The organism is Methylophilus sp. 'Pure River', from assembly GCF_046765995.1.
Lineage (GTDB): Bacteria > Pseudomonadota > Gammaproteobacteria > Burkholderiales > Methylophilaceae > Methylophilus.
In genome coordinates, this window is the sequence record NZ_JBKOUE010000013.1 from 39,845 (window position 1) to 58,494 (window position 18,650).

Below are 18,650 nucleotides of genomic sequence, written 5' to 3' on the forward strand. Positions count from 1 at the left end.
TACTATTGCTTGGTTGGCGTTGCGTCAGGTGTTTGCCAGCCACCGCCCAGCGAGCGATATAAATCCACCACGGCAGCCACTTGTTGCTGCTTGGTTTCAATCAGCTCCATTTTGGCATCCAGCGCATCACGTTGTGTCAGCAACACTTCCATGTAATCGGCACGTGCGGCTTTAAACAGCTGGTTGGCGACGTCAATCGATTGCGTCAATGCTTCCACCTGCTTGTTTTTCAACTGGTAGTTTTTGTCCAGGTTGTCGATATTGGCAATCTGGTTCGCCACTTCCATATAAGCATTGATAATCTTTTGCTCATAGTCATACGCTGCCTGAATCTGCACGGCATTGGCGCTCTTGTATTGCGCTTCAATCGCGTTCCGGTTGATCAGCGGCGCGACCAGCTCGCCGCCGAAGGAGGCCATGACCGAAGCCGGGATATTGAGCAGATATTTAGGATCAAACGCCTGAAAGCCCAGACCCGCCCGGATAGAGAAGGACGGGTAGAAGTTGGCTTTGGCCACATCAATATTCAACTTGGCTGCAGAGAGTTCCAGCTCGGCCTGGCGGATATCCGGCCGGTTGGCCAATAGCTCTGAAGGCACGCCGGTTTGCATCACTTTGTTTTGCATATGCATGAAGTCGGCTGAGGCGCGCTGTATCGGTTGCGGAGTACGTCCCAGTAGGTAGTTGATGCGGTTTTCAGTTTCGACAATGCTTTGCTTCAACACGTACTGGCGGCTCTGGTTCTTTTGTACCTCAGCTTCAAACCGTTTCACCGCCAGTGAGTTAGCGCGCGCATATTGTTGCAACTGCTTCACCACTTCCAGCGCGTTCTGCTGGATCTTGATGTTCTGGTCCAGCGTGGTCAACTCGTTATCCAGCGCAATCAACTCATAGTAGGCATGCGCAACTTCAGCCACCAGGTTGGTGACCAGGAAGTTTTTGCCCTCAATGGTGGCCATATATTCCATGACCGCCACTTTGGTGGCATTACGCAGTTTTTTCCATACGTCCAGCTCCCACGACGCCACCAGCCCAAACTGGTAGTTGCCGAGGAACCTAGGGTTGGAGCGGCCCTCCTTGATATCGAGGTTTTCTTCAACCGCACCGTTACGGGTATATTTACCGACCTTCTCTTTATCGGCGCTGGCGCCGATACCGACGAATGGCAAATATTCACCTTTACGGGCCTGGATTTCATTCTGGGCAACCGTAATACGTTGCGCCATGATATGAATTTCCTTGTTGTTGTTCACCGCGGTATCAATCAGCGCCACCAGGTTCTGGTCATCGAAAAAGTCCTGCCATTTCACGCTGGCGCTATTGCCTGCTGGCGTGGCCGTTTCCTGATATTGCGTAGGCAGCGTGGTGTCAGCCTGCTTGCTGGTGATAAATGGGATGGCGCACGATTGCAGCATCAACGACACTGCACCAGCGACCATCCAGGTTAAATGCTTATTCTTCATCGTCATCATCATCCTGATGGGAGTTGTATTTGTAGGTCTCGGTCAGAGGCTCTGTCTCTTCTTTGCGGATCAGTGATTTACGATCGGCCAAGGTACCAAAAATATAGTACAAGCCTGGAATCACAATCACCCCGAAGATGGTACCGAACAGCATGCCACCCATGGCTGAGGTACCAATGGTGCGGTTACCCACGGCGCCTGCGCCTGTTGCAATCACTAATGGAATCAAGCCTGCAATAAAGGCAAACGAGGTCATCAGGATAGGGCGGAAACGGGTTTTGGCGCCTTCAATCGCCGCATCGCGGATAGACATGCCCTGGCCATGTTTCTGCACGGCAAATTCCACAATCAATACGGCGTTTTTACCCAGCAGACCAATCAGCATAATCAGGCCAACCTGCGCGTAAATATCGTTGGCTAGTCCCAGTATCTTGAGCAGAAACAGCGAGCCAAAAATACCGGCAGGCAAGGACAGGATCACCGCGAACGGCAAGATAAAGCTTTCATACTGCGCGGCCAACACCATGTAGACAAATACCAGTACCACGATAAAGATCATCAGCGCTTCATTGCCTCGTTTCTCTTCGTCGTAAGACAGGCCTTCCCAAGCGATATCGTAGCCTTTAGGCAGGGTGGCACGTGCGACTTCTTTCACGGCATTGATGGCCGATTCAGTGGTGTAACCCGGTGCCGGTTCAGCGCGGATCGCCGCTGAGTTGTACAGGTTGTAACGGGTGATCTCGTTAGGGCCCTGGCGTTTCTTGAGGGTCATGAAGGCGGAGTAGGGCACCATTTCACCCTCTTCGTTTTTCACAAAATAGTTCAGCACGTCACTGGGGTAACGACGGAACTCAGGTCCGGCCTGGGTATACACCTTGAAGAAGTTATTAAAGCGGATAAAGCCTTGCTCGTAAGTACTGCCGATCAGAATGTCCAGGTTGTTCATGGCATCTTCGATCGATACTTTCTTCTGCATTGCCAACTGGTTGTCGATAATCAACTCATACTGCGGGTAGTTCGCTGCGTAGAATGTGAACAGGCCAGTCAATTCCTTGCGCTTACCCAGGTTCTGCATGAACTCCTTGTTGATCTTGTCAAACACGTAGTAGTCCGCGCTGGTGGTTTTATCCAGCAAGCGCAGAGATAGGCCAGACGCCGCACCATAACCAGGCACGGCTGGCGGTTGGAAGTACTCCACCACCGCACCGAAGTTCTTGGTTTTTTCTTCCAGCTCTTCGATGATCTGTTTCACTGACTGTTTACGCTCAGACCAGTCCTTGAGGTTGATAATACACGTCCCCGCGTTGGAGCCACGGCCCTCGGTCAACACTTCATAACCCGCCAGTGAGGAGACAGACTCCACGCCTTCCACTTGCTTGGCCAGTGTTTGCAGGTGACGTGCTACCTTGTTGGTGGTTTCCAGTGTTGAGCCTGGAGGCGTCTGGATAATGGCGTAAATCATGCCCTGGTCTTCACCTGGGATAAACCCGGCAGGCAGGATTTTGTCGACATAGAAAATACCGGCCGAGAACAGCGCCAGCACGACAAAGGTCACGGTACGCAGGGTGACCACTTTTTCCAAAAAGTTGGTATAACGGCCAGTGACCTTTTCAAACACCCAGTTAAAGCCATCCAAAAACACCGAAATGGGTGTTTTGCGTTTGGGCTGGCCGTGCGTGTCTTTGAGGATCATGGCGCACAGTACTGGCGTTAATGTCAGCGCCACGATACCGGACAACACGATTGAGGAGGCCATGGTAATGGCGAACTGGCGGTAGAACACGCCGACCGGGCCTGGCATAAAGGTGATCGGGATAAACACCGAGGTCATCAATAATGTAATGGCCACAATGGCGCCACCGATTTCACCCAGCACACGTTGTACGGCTTTGTAAGGGCCGACATGGTCAGAGGCCATTTTGGCATGCACGGCTTCCACCACCACGATGGCATCATCCACCACTACACCAATGGCGAGCACGAGGGCGAACAGTGTGACCAAGTTAATACTGAGCCCAAATGCCTTCATGACAAAGAAGGCACCAATCAGCGAAATAGGCACCGCCAGTGTCGGGATCAGCGTTGAGCGCCAGTCACCGAGGAAGATAAACACCACCAGCGCGACCAGCACAAAAGCTTCTGCCAGCGTGTGAATGACTTTTTCAATCGAGGCGTCGAGGAACTTGGAGACGTCGTAATTGATTTCATAATCCATGCCAGCCGGGAAGCTTTGTTTCAGCTCTTCCATCTTGGTTTTCACGTCAGCAATCACTTCGCTGGCGTTGGTGCCATAGTTTTGCTTGAGTACAATCGCGGCAGATGGGTAGCCGTCTTTGTTGGAGTAAATATCAAAAAACTCACTGCCTAACTCAATCTTGGCAATATCCCTGAGGTGCAGGATTTCACCATTAGAGTCGGCACGGATAATAATGTTTCCATACTCTTCAGGCTTGTTGTAGCGGCCTTTGTAAACCAGTACATACTCTTTGGATTGGGCGTAAATCCCCGAGCTCTGGCCCAAGCGACCTGGGCGCCCAATCACGCTCTGGCTGCTGATGGCATCCATCACGTCTTTGGACGAGATCTTGTAAGCCCGCATGCGTTCCGGGTTGAGCCAGATACGCATCGCAAACTGGCGGCTACCCAGGTTCTGCGCTTGCGCAATACCGTGGACACGCTGAATTTCAGGAATCACGCTGACGTTGACGTAGTTAAACAGGAATTTCTCGTCGGCATTTTTATCTTTACTGTACAGGTTCACATACATCAGCATGCTTGGCTGTACGGTATTGACGATCACCCCCTCTAACTGCACCAGGGGCGGTAGTTTACTCATGACCTGGTCCAGCCTGGTTTTCACCAGCACCATGGCCGCGTTCGGGTCTACGCCGAGGTCAAAAATCACCTGTATCGTCGCTTCACCGGCGCTGGTGGCGTCAGACACAATGTATTTCATGCCTGGCACACCGTTGATGGCGCGCTCGATCGAAATCAGGGAAGACTGCACCAGGACGTCGGCGCTGGAACCTGGGAAAGCCAGCGTCACGATTACGCGCGGCGGGGCAATTTCCGGAAACTGCGAAATTGGCAGGGTTTTGATCGACAGAAAGCCGAGGAAAATCATCACCAGTGATAGCACAATCGCCATCACCGGTCGTCTGAGGAAGATGTTTAACATGTTTTTTTCACCTTAAGATTATTCTGCGTACAGTTCCAGCTCAGGAACGACTTTTTCAGGTGCTCTGTAGTCGGTGTCGATTTTTTGTCCGTTTCTGACGCGGCGCAAGCCCTCCAGCAACACCGTGTCGGTGTCTTTGAGGCCGGATTTCACGATAAACAAATGGGGCAGTTCAGCGGCAATTTGAATCATGCGCTGTTCGATCTTGTGGTCTTTGTTCACCACATAAACGAAGGTCTTATCCAGCACTTCAAAGGTGGCTTTTTGCGGGATCAGCATGGCATTCGGGTAAGGGACTTCCAGCAAAATAGTGCCGGTTTCGCCATGGCGTAATAAACCGTGCGGGTTAGGGAAGTCGGCCCGGAACTCAATGTTGCCAGTTTTATTATCAAAGTCGGCTTCGACGGTTTCAATCGCACCAGCCTGGTCAAACAAGGCGCCATTGGCCATGCGCAATTGCACCGGCACACCTTTTTCGTTTTTTTGGTGAATCTTGAAGTCTAGGTATTCCGCTTCAGGCACGTTGAAATACACCCACATGCGGCTGTTGTCAGACAAGGTGGTCAGCAAATCACCTTCGTCCAGCAAGCTGCCTTTTCGCACCAGCAAATGGTCCATGATGCCGGTGAACGGCGCATTGATATTGGTAAAGTTGAGGTGGGTTTGTGCCAGCTGCACTTCGGCATTGGCTTTATCCAGCTTGGCTTTGCCCAGGGCCAGCTCATTTTGCGAAACAATGTTTTTCTCAGCCAGTGCCTTGGTGTTTTCATACTCGATTTGCACGGTTTTGGCTTCGGCCTGTGCTTTCAGCAAGTCGACCTGGTAGACATTGGGCATAATCTTGAACATGGGTTGCCCCTGTTTGATGACCTGGCCTTCACCGGCATAGACGTCCTGCAAATAGCCGCGCTCCAGCGCGCGTAATTCAATATGCTGGATGGCATGAATCTGGCAGACATATTCCTTGGTAATCATGGTGTCTTTGTGCCATGGCGTTGTGACCTCTAGTTTTGGTGGCGCTTCTTCGTGCGCCTCTTCCTGATGACAAGCGCTGAGCAGGGAGCCAAGCAAGCCTAAAACGATTAAGTTCTGTTTAATCATAGTGTGTTCTTATCTTAAAAAATGAAGAGAAATACTTGCAAAAAACAGGTGGTTGGCGGATGCCTGGCTGCAGGGGCCTGTCTTGATCGCCAAACTATCCTTTCTTGTTGCAAACCACAACCGCTAGCCTAGGCGCCGTCCTGAAAGGACGCTTATGAGAGTGCTGGTAACAACGAGGGGGAAAGTGGCAATCAGCGGCGTTGTGCAGAGCGCAAACGCGGATTACACCTGGGTGTTGGCGGGTGGTGCGCGCGAGTGCAGGTGACGAACAAACACCGGGCGTGGGGTCACGCGGCGGCGAGGCAAGGCCAGCAACGCAAACAGAATCACGCAAGCAACTGTCATGCTTGCGGGTGGGGAAATCAGTGGGGTAAGGGAAGAAAAGGGTATTTCACCATCACCGGAGTATTCAACGACTTCGGCCACGCGTACACGCACGGTATCGTCACTGTAGCTGGAGTGATCTGAAAACTCAGCCACCAATGCAAAGCCGAGCACAGCCAGCAGCACTGTGACGACCCACAGTCTGAGCTGCAACGCGGCGGTGTTCAGATGTTTTTGCATGCGATGAGTGTATGGAAAGAAATCAAAAGCCAATATTAAAAACAAGCAGGAGTTGAGTCTCGGTGATACGCAGATTGAGCTCTTTACATTGCTTACAATGTACCCTGATGCATAGCGAATGACAATACGCTATCACGCCGAGTTCGAAGAAAAGTGCCTTTTGTAAGCTGGCTGTCAGTTTTGGGTGCACCAGTTTGGTGCGCGAGATTGCGCCGTTTTGGAGATGGTCAGCTACTTTTTCGCCTTGTTGGAGAGTTACTTTTCTTTGTTTGCCCTAGGTGAGTTTATGACTGATGTGTTTCGCCTTTACGGCGACCATTCTTTCTTATGCTTGTCCATAAGAAAGAAGGCAAAGAACAAGACACCCCAACTTCCGCTTGTTTCCTGTGCTACTCGGCTTGCCGGGCGTCCATCGAAACTCGCCCTGACAAGCCACACAAGACGTGGCTTGTTGCGGAACTCGGACAGCCGATGGCCGAAGGCTCCCGTCAACCCTGCGTTGCTCGGCGCGGCAGATGGGGACCCCGAACACCAAGAGAGCGCCATCCTTTAGCGGGTTTAATAAAAGAATCTGGTTTTTAAACCGTCCGCATTTATGCGACGTGAGTTTGACGAGATAAATCCCATTCCATCACGCTGAGTAGCGGAGACAAAACAAGAGAGAAGGGAGCGACTGTTTGAGCACCGCGGCAGCTTGCGTCGTGTGCAAGCTGCTAGGGCGAGTTTCGTGACCGCTTGTTTTGTCGAGCAACGCAAGGGAGCCGTTAGGCCGTGATGGCTGGGAGCCCTCTTCTTTGGTTACTTTCTGAGGGGCAAGCACCAGAAAGTGACTCGCCGAGAGGCGAATGGAATGTTTTATTAGTGGCTAAAACCCCAGATGCGGTCGCAGATAAGTCAACACAATCGGCAAGCCTATAGCGCTAATCACGCCATTCAACCCCATCGCCATGCTGGCATAAACGCCAGCCTCTTCGTTGACGCTAAACGCGCGCGTAATGCCAAGCCCATGCGCGCCAACGCCAATGGCGGTACCACGTATCCACCATTGATGCACTTTCACGCTATTTAATATATAGGGCGCCAGAATCGCCCCTAGCATGCCGGTGATTACGGTAAACACTGCGGTTAGGGTGGGAGACACATTGAGTCGCTCGGCTATGCCCATGGCAATCGGTGCGGTGACCGATTTGGCATACATGCTGCCGATAATATTGTCGCTTGCGCCCATCCATTTGGCGATGGCCACCGCGCTGACGATAGACACCGTACTGCCAACCGTGAGTGCCACCCAGATATGAAAAATCTTGCCCTGCATGCGCTTAAAGCCATTATAAATTGGCACCGCCAAAGCCACCGTGGCCGTGCCGAGTAAGAAGTGCACAAACTGCGCGCCTTCAAAATACTTTTCATACGGCATGTCGAGCAGGTTGATGAGCACGCAAGTAGCCAGCACTGAAATGGCCACCGGGTTCACCAGCGGATGGCGTTTGGCGCGGACATACAGCAGGTAGCCAATCTGGTAAGTGGCCAATGTAATAATCAGCGCAAATAGCGGGTCGCCAGAAAGATAGACCCAGATTTCGGAAATCGGGATACGCTTATTCATGGCGCTGCCCCTTGTTGATGGTGATATGTTTGTGACGCTTGAGCGAGAAATACCAGAACACTTTGAGTACGATGGCGGTCACCGCAATGGTCAGGATCACGCTGACTACCAGCGCGGTGCCGACTGCCAATGCATGGGTTTGCAGTTCGGGCAAAAACAGCAATACACCTACCGAGGCAGGCACAAACAAGAGTCCCAGGTGCTGGCGAAAGCTGTCGGCCACCATGGCCAGGTCGCTATTGACTTGGCCTTTCAGGCATAAAAATGTCAGCAGCAAGAGCAGGCCGAGTACCGGCCCCGGAATGCCCGGCAAAAAGAACTTGCTCAGCAGTTCGCCCAGACCTTGCCATAAAAAGAGTTGAACCAAACCTGATATCATGCGATCCCCTATAGGTCTGTCCGTCCATCAGACGGGCCCATTCTTACAATTGTTGATTGCCGCGATGTTAATGTCATTTTTCCGATTCAGCTATATTTTTTTGAGCCGCATTTTGTTCATGTTTGCCGTGTGTGGACTGCCACAGGCGCTGGCCGACACTGAAGAGGATGGTCGTTACTGGCTAAGCATCTACACCCAGGGCAAGCTGCCTGCCGACAACTTTTACTGGAGCATGGACACGCATCCGCGCTGGCGTGACGAGGGTCAGCATTTTGACCAGTTGATTTTGCGGCCATCGGTGTTTTACAAGTTCAACGCGAACAGCAGCGTCTGGTTAGGCTATGACACCATTATCAGTCATCCGTCCGGCCAGTCTGCGCAGCGTGAAAACCGCCTGTGGCAGCAGTTTCAACACCAGTTTGACGAGGTGGCCAACGTTACTTTCACCAGCCGCACGCGCTTTGAGCAACGTCGCCGCGAAGACTTTCAGGATGTCGGCCACCGTTTGCGGCAGATGGTCAGGGCGACCACGCCTAGCCAATGGCATCCACAATTGCAGTGGGTTGTTTATGACGAGTTATTTATCAGCCTGAACCAGACCGAATGGGGCGTGCGGCGTGGCATAGACCAGAACCGCTTGTTCCTCGGCGTGAATTGGAAGTTTAGTAATTTTTCCAATGTTGATGTTGGTTACCTGAATCAGTTCGTGAATACGCGTACCACGGACCGTGAAAACCACGTGCTGATGACCACCTTCCGTTTCAATTTCTAGCCGCAGCGCCAGAAAGCCCTTGTGTTAAAATATCGCTTTTGTTTTCAAGTTGATACGCATGACGCAACTGTCGATTTCCGCCACAGAACAATGGTTACGTGACGCGCTTTCAAAACGCATCCTGATTCTGGATGGCGCGATGGGCACCATGATTCAGCAATACAAGCTGACGGAAGCGGATTATCGCGGTGCGCGTTTCAAGGACTTTCAAGGCCCGCCGGGCGAGCGCGAGCTGTTTGTCAAAGGCAATAACGAGCTGCTGACGCTGACACAGCCACATGTGATTCAGGAGATTCACGAGAAATACCTCGCCGCCGGGGCCGACATCATCGAAACCAATACCTTTGGCGCCACCAGCGTCGCGCAAGACGACTACCATATGGCGCACCTGGTGTACGAGATGAACGTCGAGTCGGCCAAACTGGCCAAAGCCGCTTGCGTCAAATACAGCACGCCAGACAAACCACGCTTTGTGGCCGGTGCCTTAGGGCCTACGCCCAAAACTGCTTCCATTTCGCCTGATGTCAATGATCCGGCTGCACGTAATGTCAGTTTTGACCAACTGGTGACGTCATACATGGAGCAAATTCGTGGCCTGGTCGATGGTGGCGCGGATATCCTGATGGTGGAAACCATCTTCGATACGCTTAACTGTAAAGCGGCTTTGTTTGCGATTGAAAGCTTTTTTGACGAGCAGGGTAAAACCTGGCCGATCATGATTTCCGGTACGGTGACCGACGCGTCTGGCCGTATCCTCTCTGGCCAGACCGTAACTGCATTCTGGCACTCTGTGCGTCATGTCAAACCGCTCACCGTGGGCCTGAACTGTGCACTCGGTGCGACGCTGATGCGCCCGTATGCCGAAGAACTGAGCAAAGTGGCCGATACCTTTGTTTGTATCTACCCCAACGCCGGTCTGCCTAACCCGATGTCTGATACCGGCTTTGATGAAACACCAGACGTGACTTCCAGCCTGGTCAAGGAATTTGCCCAGAGCGGTTTTATCAATATTGCCGGTGGCTGCTGCGGCACCACGCCACCCCATATCAACGCCATTTATAACGCGATTAAAGACCTGCCACCACGCGAGGTACCTGAGCTACCGGTCACAACCAAGCTCTCAGGCCTGGAGCCATTTATCATCGATGAAAGCTCACTGTATGTGAACGTCGGTGAGCGTACCAACGTCACCGGCTCCAAAGCGTTCGCGCGCATGATCATCAACGAGCAATACGAAGAAGCACTCAGCGTGGCACGCCAGCAGGTAGAAAACGGCGCGCAAGTGATTGATATCAACATGGACGAAGGCATGCTGGATGCGGTCAAAGCCATGACGCACTTCCTCAACCTGGTCGCCTCAGAGCCTGACATTGCGCGCGTGCCTATCATGATCGACTCCTCCAAGTGGGCGGTGATTGAGGCAGGCCTGAAGTGCGTACAGGGCAAAGCGATTGTGAACTCGATTTCGATGAAAGAAGGCGAAACCGAGTTTTTACGCCAGGCCAAATTGTGCCAGCGCTATGGTGCCGCCGTGGTGGTGATGGCGTTTGATGAAACTGGCCAGGCCGATACCTTTGCGCGTAAAACCGAAATTTGCAAACGGGCTTACGACTTGTTAGTCGGCACCGGCTTCCCGCCGGAAGACATCATTTTTGACCCGAATATTTTTGCCGTGGCCACCGGTATCGAAGAGCATAACAACTATGCGGTGGACTTTATCGAAGCCACGCGCTGGATCAAGCAGAACTTACCTTACGCCCGCATTTCCGGCGGTGTGTCTAACGTGAGTTTCAGCTTCCGCGGCAACGAACCGGCGCGTGAAGCCATCCATACTGTGTTCCTTTACCACGCTATCCAGGCCGGCATGACCATGGGGATCGTCAATGCGGGTATGGTTGGCGTCTATGACGATATTCCGGCCGAGTTGCGTGAGCGCGTCGAAGACGTGGTGCTCAACCGTGTCGTTGACCCTGACAATCCACTGGCCGCGACCGAGCGCATGATTGAAATCGCCGGGACCTTGGTCGCCGGTGGCAAGAAAGCCGAAGCCACATTGGCTTGGCGTGGCACGCCAGAGCAACCTGTGCCTGCGAGCAAGCGCCTGGAATATGCGCTGGTACATGGCATTACCGATTTTATCGTCGCCGACACCGAAGAAGTGCGCCAGGACATTATGAACAACGGCGGTCGCCCGATTCACGTCATCGAAGGCCCGCTGATGGATGGCATGAACGTGGTCGGTGACCTGTTCGGCCAGGGCAAGATGTTTTTGCCGCAGGTGGTGAAATCCGCCCGCGTAATGAAATCTGCCGTCGCGCATTTGATTCCATTTATTGAAGAAGAAAAAGCCGCCGAAGAACGCCGCACTGGCATGGTCGCCAAGCCCAAAGGCAAAGTGGTGATTGCGACGGTGAAGGGTGATGTGCACGACATCGGCAAAAACATCGTTTCCGTCGTGTTGCAGTGCAACAACTTTGAGGTCGTGAACATGGGCGTGATGGTGCCCGCGGCGGAAATCCTCGAAATGGCCAAGCGTGAAAACGCCGACATTATTGGCCTGAGCGGCTTGATTACGCCGTCGCTTGAAGAAATGGCCTATATCGCCAAAGAGATGCAGCGCGACCCGCACTTTGTCGAAAACCAGACGCCGTTGCTGATTGGCGGCGCCACCACTTCCCGTGCGCACACGGCGGTGAAAATTGCACCTAACTATGAAGGTCCAGTGATTTACGTGCCGGATGCCTCGCGCTCCGTCAGCGTTATGCAAAACCTGCTCACGCCAGAAACGCGCGGCGCTTACCTGGCCGAGATTCAAGCCGATTACGAAAAAGCCCGTCATCAGCATGCCAATAAAAAAGGTGTGCCTATGCTAAGCCTAGCCGATGCGCGCGCCAACGCCGCGAAATTGGAGTTTACCGGCGCTGCTGCGCCAGTGAAGCCTAAGTTTATCGGCCGCCGCGTCTTTAAAAATATCGATCTCGCGCTGATTGCGCAATACATAGACTGGGGCCCGTTCTTCCAGACCTGGGATCTGGCAGGTTTCTATCCGGCGATTTTGAAAGATGAAATCGTTGGCGAAGCTGCGACCAAAGTGTTTGCCGAAGCACAGGTCATGCTCAAGCGTATTATTGATGGCCGCTGGCTCAGCGCCAATGGCGTCATTGCTTTGTTGCCCGCCAACCAGGTCAATAGCGACGATATCGAGATTTATACCGATGACACCCGCAGCCAGGTCGCACTCACCTGGTACGGCATGCGCCAGCAAACGCAAAAACCGGTGATTGACGGCGTCGCCAGACCGAACCAGTGTATGGCTGACTTTATTGCGCCTAAAGGCACCGATGATTACATTGGCCTGTTTGCGGTGACTGCTGGCCTGGGCATGGAAAAACGCCTGGCTGACTTTGAAAAAAATCACGATGACTACAATGCCATCATGTTCAAGTCACTGGCCGATCGCCTGGCTGAAGCCTTTGCCGAGTACATGCACGAGCGCGTGCGTAAAGACCTGTGGGGCTATGCGGCAGACGAAGACTTAAGCAATGAAGCGCTGATTAAAGAGCAATACAAAGGCATCCGTCCGGCACCGGGTTATCCGGCATGCCCCGACCACACGGTGAAAGAGGATATGTTCAAGGTGCTGCAAGCTACCGAGATCGACATGCAGCTCACCGATAGCTACGCCATGCTGCCAGCGGCAGCAGTAAGCGGCTTTTATTTTGCGCATCCTGAATCCAGGTATTTCAGTGTGGATAAAATAGGCAATGACCAGCTGGAGGATATGGCGAAACGGCGCAATGTGGATAAGGATTGGCTGGAGCGGTGGTTAGCGCCAAACTTGGGTTAATGTATGTTGGGTCGAATGAAAAGGGCGTGCTGAGAGGTGCGCCTTTTTTGTTTTTTTGATGCGCGGTGAAGGTGATTTTTCGGTTTGTGTGTTTATGTGGCGTTTTGTTTCGCCTTTTCGGCGAGTTACTTTTCTTTGCTTGCCCAAAGAATAAGTAACCAAAAGAAATGCACCCCAGCTTCCGCTTGATTCCTGCGCTACTCGGCTTGCCGGGCGTCCATCGAAACTCGCCCTGACAAGCCACAAAAGACGTGGCTTGTTGCGGAGCTCGAACAGCCGATGGCCGAAGACTCCCGTCAACCCTGCGTTGCTCGGCGCGGCAGATGGGGGCCCCGAACACCCGCGAGCGCCATCGTTTAGCAGGTTTAATAAAAGAATCCGGTTTTTGAATCGTTCAGATTTCGACAATGTTAGTTTGGTGAGATCAATCCCATTCCATCACGCTGAGTAGCGGAGACAAAATAAGAGTAGAGGGAGCGACTGTCCGAATCCCGCGGTGGGCTGCGTAGTGTGCAGCCCGCTAGGTTGAGTTTCGTGACCGGCTTATTTTGTTGAGCAACACAAGGAAGCCGAAGGCCGTGATGGCTGGGTGCCCTCTTCTTTGGTTACTTTCTGAGGGGCAAGCATCAGAAAGTGACTCGCCAATAGGCGAAATTAGATGTGACCTTATTCGGCAATATTTCTATATTCGCAAGCCACTTTCAACGTGGAGAATTACCTTTTTAATAAAGGCGCTATTGCAGCCATCAACCTCTGTGTTGTCCCTCTATGCTGCAACGTAAACCCCTTCGCCGCTTGCGCCATCGTTTGCACTTTGCTTCTATCCGCCGCCAAGGTAACAATCATGCCATGCAGCTCCGTCACATCGCCTAGTTGCACTGCTGCATCCGCGATCACAGCCGCTTGCGTCACTTGCGCAAAATTAAACATATTTGGCCCTAATATCGTCGGTACACCCATGGCCGCTGCTTCAATCAGGTTTTGCCCGCCCAGCGGTTGCAAACTGCCACCCATCACCGCGAAATCACTTGCGGCGTAATAGGTGTACATCTCACCCATGCTATTGCCCAGCACCACCTGGACATCGTCATTCAAGGGTTGCACCAGCTCCGTACGCAATACATAACGCAAGCCGCGTGCCTTAAGCAGCGATTCTACTTCAGCAAAACGTTGCGGGTGGCGTGGCACTAACAAGGTGAGTACATCGGTGCCTTGTACGGCGTCGAGGATTAATGACTCTTCACCCTCACGCGTACTCGCTGCCATGAACACGGTGCGGTCTTTACCTAGCAATTGGCGCAGCGCGGCGCCTTTTTCTGCACTGTCTGCGGGCGGCGTGACATCGAATTTCAAATTACCGCAGATGATGGGGTGTTGTGCCCCCAGTGCTTGCAGGCGCTCGGCATCGGCGGCCGTTTGTGCGGCGACCAATGATAATTGTTGCAGGCCTTTGCGCGTCAGGCTGCCGAGTTTGGCGTAGCCAGCGGCTGATTTGGGCGAGAGTCGGGCACTCAGCAATGCCATGGGGATGCCTAGCCGCGTGGCCTGGTTAATGAGATGGAACCATAGCTCGGTTTCCATTAACAAACCTAAGTCAGGGTTGAAGTGCGCCAGAAAACGTTTGCTGGCGCCCGGCGTATCTACCGGCAGGTAGGCTTGCAGCACACGGCCATTGGCAATTTCCTGCTTAAAGAGCTGACTGCTGGTGTCACGACCGGTGGGCGTGCCGTGGGTGATCAAGAGCTGGTGTTGCGGATAGTGTGCCAGCAGGGCTTGAATCAGTGGTTGTGTGGCGCGTGTTTCACCCACCGAAACACAATGCAGCCAAATGACAGGTGCATTAACGGATTGCGTGTAAAAGCCGTAGCGTTCACCCACATGCTGGCGGTATTCGGGTTGCTTGAGGCCCCGCCAGAATAGCTTGAGCGGCAGCAGGGCGGCTACCGCGAACATGAGCAGGGTATAGACGAATCTTGGCATGGCGATATTCTCGCATATTTGTGCTGACATCTCGTCGGCACGCACCAATGAAATGCATGCAAAACACGAGAGTGATGACTCACCTATGCCTGAGGCCTTGTAGTAAAAGTGATTGCCGGAATGCAAGTTATACGCACCAAAAAAAGGCGTAAAAAATGGGTTGACGTCAACAAAATATAGGCATAAATTACTGCCACCAACACAAGATGTTGTGTTTGATTGGGGCCTAATCGCAAGCCATAGCGTGCGGCAAAAATGGCGTGTAAACGCTTGTTTTAAGCCAATCTTTCGTGCCAGCGCGTTGTCAGCCGCAGGGTTTTTCCGGTTCACAACGCGTTATCAATTAATAAGAATCACCAAAGGTGGGAGAACTCGATGCTGAAAGCCGTTGAACAAAAGAAAGTCCAGTCAGAAGAGGTCGCCGTCGATATTCCGGTGCAGCCTGTCTCGCTTGATATTTGGGACAAGAAATACCGTCTCAAAACTAAATCTGGTGAGCATGTTGATCAAGACATGGACGATTCTTACAGCCGCGTGGCACGCGCATTGGCTGATGTTGAAACCACCGAAGACAAAAAAGCCGAATGGCACGAAAAGTTTTTGTGGGCATTGCGCCGTGGCGCGATTCCGGCAGGCCGCATTACCTCCAACGCCGGTGCGCAAGAGCACAAGCCAGCCACTTCTACCATTAACTGTACTGTTTCCGGCGTGGTCGAAGACAGCATGGACAATATTCTGGGCAAAGTGCACGAAGCTGGCCTGACCCTCAAAGCCGGTTGCGGTATCGGTTACGAGTTTTCTACCTTGCGTCCAAAAGGCGCATTTGTCGCCGGTGCCGGGGCTTATACTTCCGGCCCGCTGTCGTTTATGGATATCTACGACAAAATGTGTTTCACCGTCTCATCTGCCGGTGGCCGTCGCGGCGCACAAATGGCGACCTTTGATATTTCGCATCCGGACGTGACTGACTTTATCAAAGCCAAACGTGAAAATGGCCGTTTGCGCCAGTTCAACCTGAGCTGCCTGATCACCAAAGAATTTATGGAAGCCGTCAAAGCCGATGACGAATGGCGTTTGGCGTTCCCGGTGACCGAGAAAGAAGCCATTATTGATGGCCTCAATGTGAATGACGAGTCACAAGTGGTGTGGCGTGACTGGCCAATCAAAAATAAATACCTGACCAAAACAGAAGGCCCGGAAGCCGGTAAAGTCGCTTGCCGCATTTACAAAACCATCAAAGCGCGCCGTCTGTGGGATGTGATCATGTCTTCCACCTACGACTTTGCCGAGCCAGGTTTTATCCTCATCGATCGCGTCAACGAGATGAACAACAACTGGTTCTGCGAAAACATCCGCGCCACTAACCCTTGTGGCGAGCAACCATTGCCACCTTACGGCGCCTGCTTGCTGGGTTCCGTCAACCTGACCAAATTCGTGCGCCAGCCATTCACTGACGATGCGCATTTTGACTGGGACGAATACCGCGAAGTGGTGGGCGTATTTACCCGCATGCTGGATAACGTGGTGGAAATCAACGGTTTGCCATTGGAGCAACAGCGTCAGGAAATCGCCCGCAAACGCCGTCACGGCATGGGCTACCTGGGCCTGGGTTCAACCCTGACCATGCTGAAAATGAAATACGGTGAAGAAGACTCAGTGAAATTCACTGAAGAAGTCACCCGCATCATGGCCGAAGTAGGTTGGGAAGTCGGCGTGCAACTGGCTGAAGAAAAAGGCCCGGCACCGATCATGGATGAGAAATTTGAAGTCACCGCCGACATGCTGCGCGTACGCCCGGAAATGGCCGCCGATGGCATCAAGGTTGGCCAGAAACTGGCTGGTAAAGTGTTGCTGGGTAAATATAGCCGCTATATGCAGCAATTCCCAGAAGGTCTGCGTAACCAGATCGCGAGCAAAGGTGTACGCTTCACGCACCATAGTTCTATCGCGCCCACCGGCACGATTTCACTGAGCTTGGCCAACAACGCCAGCAACGGTATCGAGCCTAGCTTTGCCCACCACTATGCCCGTAACGTCATCCGTGAAGGCAAAAAATCCAAAGAGAAAGTTGACGTATTCAGCTACGAGCTGCTGGCTTACCGTGAACTGGTGAATGCTAACGCCATGCCGTTCAGCGATAAACCGGAAGAGCAATTGCCGGATTACTTCCTCGATTCATCCACCATTATGGCCAAAGCGCACGTCGATATTCAGGCGGCTGCACAGAAATGGATTGATAGCTCCATCTCCAAAACCATTAACGTGCCGACTGATTACGACTTTGAGGATTTTAAAAACATCTACCTCTACGCGTATGACAAAGGCCTCAAAGGTTGCACCACTTTCCGTTTCAACCCTGAAGCGTTCCAGGGTGTACTGGTGACCGAGAAAGACCTCGAAAGCACCACTTACAAATTCACGCTGGAAGATGGCACCGAAATCGAAGCCAAAGGTAATGAAGAGATTGAGTACGATGGTGAGATTCACACGGCGGCGAATTTATTCGACGCTTTCAAAGAAGGCTATTACGGCAAGTTTTAAGCGGCTTTGTTTGTGAATGCGTTGTTACGTTTGAATTTTTAATCCTCATGTACTACTTGTACATTCCGGTAAAAAATCCAAACGCGCCTAGCCTTCACTGCACACGCGACGCTTAAAACGAATTATTGATAAAGAATATACTCCAATAGGGAGAACAACATGGCAATCAGAATCGACAAAAAAATCACCGCCTACAAACTGGTGACCGATGAAGACAAAAAAGCAGCCGAGGCCGCTTCAGCGCCTGTCGCAAACATCATTCAAATGGGTGAACCCTTGAGCCGCCCGGATATGCTCGTGGGTAACACCTACAAAATCAAAACGCCGGTGACCGAGCACGCGCTCTACATCACCATCAACGACGTCATCATGTACGAAGGCACGCCACAAGAACACCGCCGCCCGTTCGAGATTTTCATCAACTCCAAAAACATGGAGCACTTCCAGTGGATAGTCGCGCTGACCCGCGTCATGTCCGCCGTGTTCCGCAAAGGTGGCGATGTCACCTTCTTGGTAGAAGAGCTGAAAAGCGTGTTTGAACCTTCAGGCGGCTACTTCAAAAAAGGCGGCAAGTTTGTGCCTAGCCTGGTGGCTGAGATTGGTGAAGTCGTAGAAAAACACCTGCAAGAAATCGGCATGCTGAAAAAACCGGGTTTGGATGAACACCAGCAAAAACTGGTTGAAGAGAAAAAAGCGGAATACCTGGAAAAACACGCCAAGTCAGGTGAAGAGTCAAACGACGAAGGCTTCCCCAAAGGGGCTCAACTTTGTAAAAAGTGTAATACCAAAGCAAGTATCCTAATGGATGGATGCATGACCTGCTTGAATTGTGGTGATAGTAAGTGCGGTTAATTAGTGTTAAATTTAAAGGGAGCTTCGGCTCCTTTTTTATTCAACTATTTATGTAATGGTCATTTAAATGAAAAGAGTTGCACTACTCATTGGTAATGCAAATTATCAGTCTGCTAAGTTCCCTAATATTGAAAACTGTAAGGCTGATGCAGTATTGCTGGATATCTTGCTAAGAAAAAGAGGTTTTGAAACGCAACTTTACTTAGATCAAAACGCTGAGCAAATGACTGAAATAATTAGCTCATTTTTTAAAAGCCTCGATCAAAATATAGAGGCGCTAGTTTTTTACTATGAATCGCCACTAACTTTGTAGACACTGTTCAGCCGATTGATTGAACTGCTTTTCAAAGTCTATCGGAGATAGCAA

Annotated in this window: 12 protein-coding genes; 5 read left to right on the plus strand and 7 right to left on the minus strand. The window is 52.0% G+C overall.

Annotated elements, in window-relative coordinates; genetic code table 11:
- Positions 1 to 2: 2 nt before the first annotated feature.
- The 6 genes from ACIDE9_RS13975 to ACIDE9_RS14000 form a co-directional block, all read right to left on the minus strand.
- Positions 3 to 1,463: a TolC family protein gene (locus tag ACIDE9_RS13975; protein WP_411995287.1), complete on the minus strand. Its 1,461-nt coding sequence runs from the start codon at positions 1,461 to 1,463 to the stop codon at positions 3 to 5.
- On the minus strand, positions 1,453 to 4,641 hold the full coding sequence (locus ACIDE9_RS13980) for an efflux RND transporter permease subunit (RefSeq protein WP_194752659.1): 3,189 nt from the start codon (positions 4,639 to 4,641) through the stop codon (positions 1,453 to 1,455). The genes ACIDE9_RS13975 and ACIDE9_RS13980 overlap by 11 nt, the downstream gene beginning before the upstream one ends.
- Before the next feature lie 18 nt (positions 4,642 to 4,659).
- Entirely contained in the window at positions 4,660 to 5,742 is a 1,083-nt protein-coding gene (locus ACIDE9_RS13985; RefSeq protein WP_194752660.1) for an efflux RND transporter periplasmic adaptor subunit, read from the minus strand.
- A 222-nt stretch (positions 5,743 to 5,964) separates the two neighbouring features.
- The gene (locus ACIDE9_RS13990; RefSeq protein ID WP_411995288.1) at positions 5,965 to 6,306 is read right to left on the minus strand and encodes a hypothetical protein; all 342 of its coding nucleotides are present in this window, start codon (positions 6,304 to 6,306) and stop codon (positions 5,965 to 5,967) included.
- Between the two features lie 865 nt (positions 6,307 to 7,171).
- Complete coding sequence (locus tag ACIDE9_RS13995) at positions 7,172 to 7,912, minus strand: LrgB family protein (protein WP_411995289.1); 741 nt, start codon at positions 7,910 to 7,912, stop codon at positions 7,172 to 7,174.
- The gene (locus ACIDE9_RS14000; protein ID WP_194742882.1) at positions 7,905 to 8,291 is read right to left on the minus strand and encodes a CidA/LrgA family protein; all 387 of its coding nucleotides are present in this window, start codon (positions 8,289 to 8,291) and stop codon (positions 7,905 to 7,907) included. The genes ACIDE9_RS13995 and ACIDE9_RS14000 overlap by 8 nt, the downstream gene beginning before the upstream one ends.
- 118 nt (positions 8,292 to 8,409) lie before the next feature.
- On the opposite strand from ACIDE9_RS14000, the gene ACIDE9_RS14005 reads away from it, so the two are divergent.
- Both ACIDE9_RS14005 and metH read left to right on the plus strand, forming a co-directional pair.
- Complete coding sequence (locus ACIDE9_RS14005; protein WP_411995290.1) at positions 8,410 to 9,063, plus strand: DUF2490 domain-containing protein; 654 nt, start codon at positions 8,410 to 8,412, stop codon at positions 9,061 to 9,063.
- A 58-nt stretch (positions 9,064 to 9,121) separates the two neighbouring features.
- Positions 9,122 to 12,910 carry a methionine synthase gene (metH, locus tag ACIDE9_RS14010; RefSeq protein WP_411995291.1) on the plus strand — a complete coding sequence of 1,263 codons (3,789 nt, stop codon included), beginning with the start codon at positions 9,122 to 9,124 and terminating at the stop codon, positions 12,908 to 12,910.
- A 714-nt stretch (positions 12,911 to 13,624) separates the two neighbouring features.
- On the opposite strand, the gene waaA is transcribed toward metH, so the two are convergent.
- On the minus strand, positions 13,625 to 14,890 hold the full coding sequence (gene waaA / locus ACIDE9_RS14015; RefSeq protein ID WP_411995292.1) for a lipid IV(A) 3-deoxy-D-manno-octulosonic acid transferase: 1,266 nt from the start codon (positions 14,888 to 14,890) through the stop codon (positions 13,625 to 13,627).
- 375 nt (positions 14,891 to 15,265) lie between these two features.
- Here waaA and ACIDE9_RS14020 point away from each other — a divergent pair, with 375 nt between their 5' ends.
- From ACIDE9_RS14020 to ACIDE9_RS14030, 3 genes are all read left to right on the plus strand, one after another.
- Positions 15,266 to 17,431: an adenosylcobalamin-dependent ribonucleoside-diphosphate reductase gene (locus tag ACIDE9_RS14020; RefSeq protein ID WP_411995293.1), complete on the plus strand. Its 2,166-nt coding sequence runs from the start codon at positions 15,266 to 15,268 to the stop codon at positions 17,429 to 17,431.
- Positions 17,432 to 17,590: 159 nt separating this feature from the next.
- Entirely contained in the window at positions 17,591 to 18,283 is a 693-nt protein-coding gene (locus ACIDE9_RS14025; RefSeq protein ID WP_411995294.1) for an NrdJb, read from the plus strand.
- Between the two features lie 67 nt (positions 18,284 to 18,350).
- A complete protein-coding gene (locus tag ACIDE9_RS14030; protein ID WP_411995295.1) occupies positions 18,351 to 18,596 on the plus strand; it encodes a caspase family protein in 246 nt (81 codons plus the stop codon).
- Positions 18,597 to 18,650 lie beyond the last annotated feature (54 nt).

What these genes read in the sequence shown, in the direction of transcription:
- waaA (WP_411995292.1), bottom strand. Translation starts at nt 14,890, where the DNA reads ATGCCAAGATTCGTCTATACCCTGCTCATGTTCGCGGTAGCCGCCCTG.
- ACIDE9_RS14030 (WP_411995295.1), top strand. Translation starts at nt 18,351, where the DNA reads ATGAAAAGAGTTGCACTACTCATTGGTAATGCAAATTATCAGTCTGCT.
- metH (WP_411995291.1), top strand. Translation starts at nt 9,122, where the DNA reads ATGACGCAACTGTCGATTTCCGCCACAGAACAATGGTTACGTGACGCG.
- ACIDE9_RS13985 (WP_194752660.1), bottom strand. Translation starts at nt 5,742, where the DNA reads ATGATTAAACAGAACTTAATCGTTTTAGGCTTGCTTGGCTCCCTGCTC.
- ACIDE9_RS13990 (WP_411995288.1), bottom strand. Translation starts at nt 6,306, where the DNA reads ATGCAAAAACATCTGAACACCGCCGCGTTGCAGCTCAGACTGTGGGTC.
- ACIDE9_RS13975 (WP_411995287.1), bottom strand. Translation starts at nt 1,463, where the DNA reads ATGAAGAATAAGCATTTAACCTGGATGGTCGCTGGTGCAGTGTCGTTG.
- ACIDE9_RS14025 (WP_411995294.1), top strand. Translation starts at nt 17,591, where the DNA reads ATGGCAATCAGAATCGACAAAAAAATCACCGCCTACAAACTGGTGACC.
- ACIDE9_RS14000 (WP_194742882.1), bottom strand. Translation starts at nt 8,291, where the DNA reads ATGATATCAGGTTTGGTTCAACTCTTTTTATGGCAAGGTCTGGGCGAA.
- ACIDE9_RS14020 (WP_411995293.1), top strand. Translation starts at nt 15,266, where the DNA reads ATGCTGAAAGCCGTTGAACAAAAGAAAGTCCAGTCAGAAGAGGTCGCC.
- ACIDE9_RS14005 (WP_411995290.1), top strand. Translation starts at nt 8,410, where the DNA reads ATGTTTGCCGTGTGTGGACTGCCACAGGCGCTGGCCGACACTGAAGAG.
- ACIDE9_RS13995 (WP_411995289.1), bottom strand. Translation starts at nt 7,912, where the DNA reads ATGAATAAGCGTATCCCGATTTCCGAAATCTGGGTCTATCTTTCTGGC.
- ACIDE9_RS13980 (WP_194752659.1), bottom strand. Translation starts at nt 4,641, where the DNA reads ATGTTAAACATCTTCCTCAGACGACCGGTGATGGCGATTGTGCTATCA.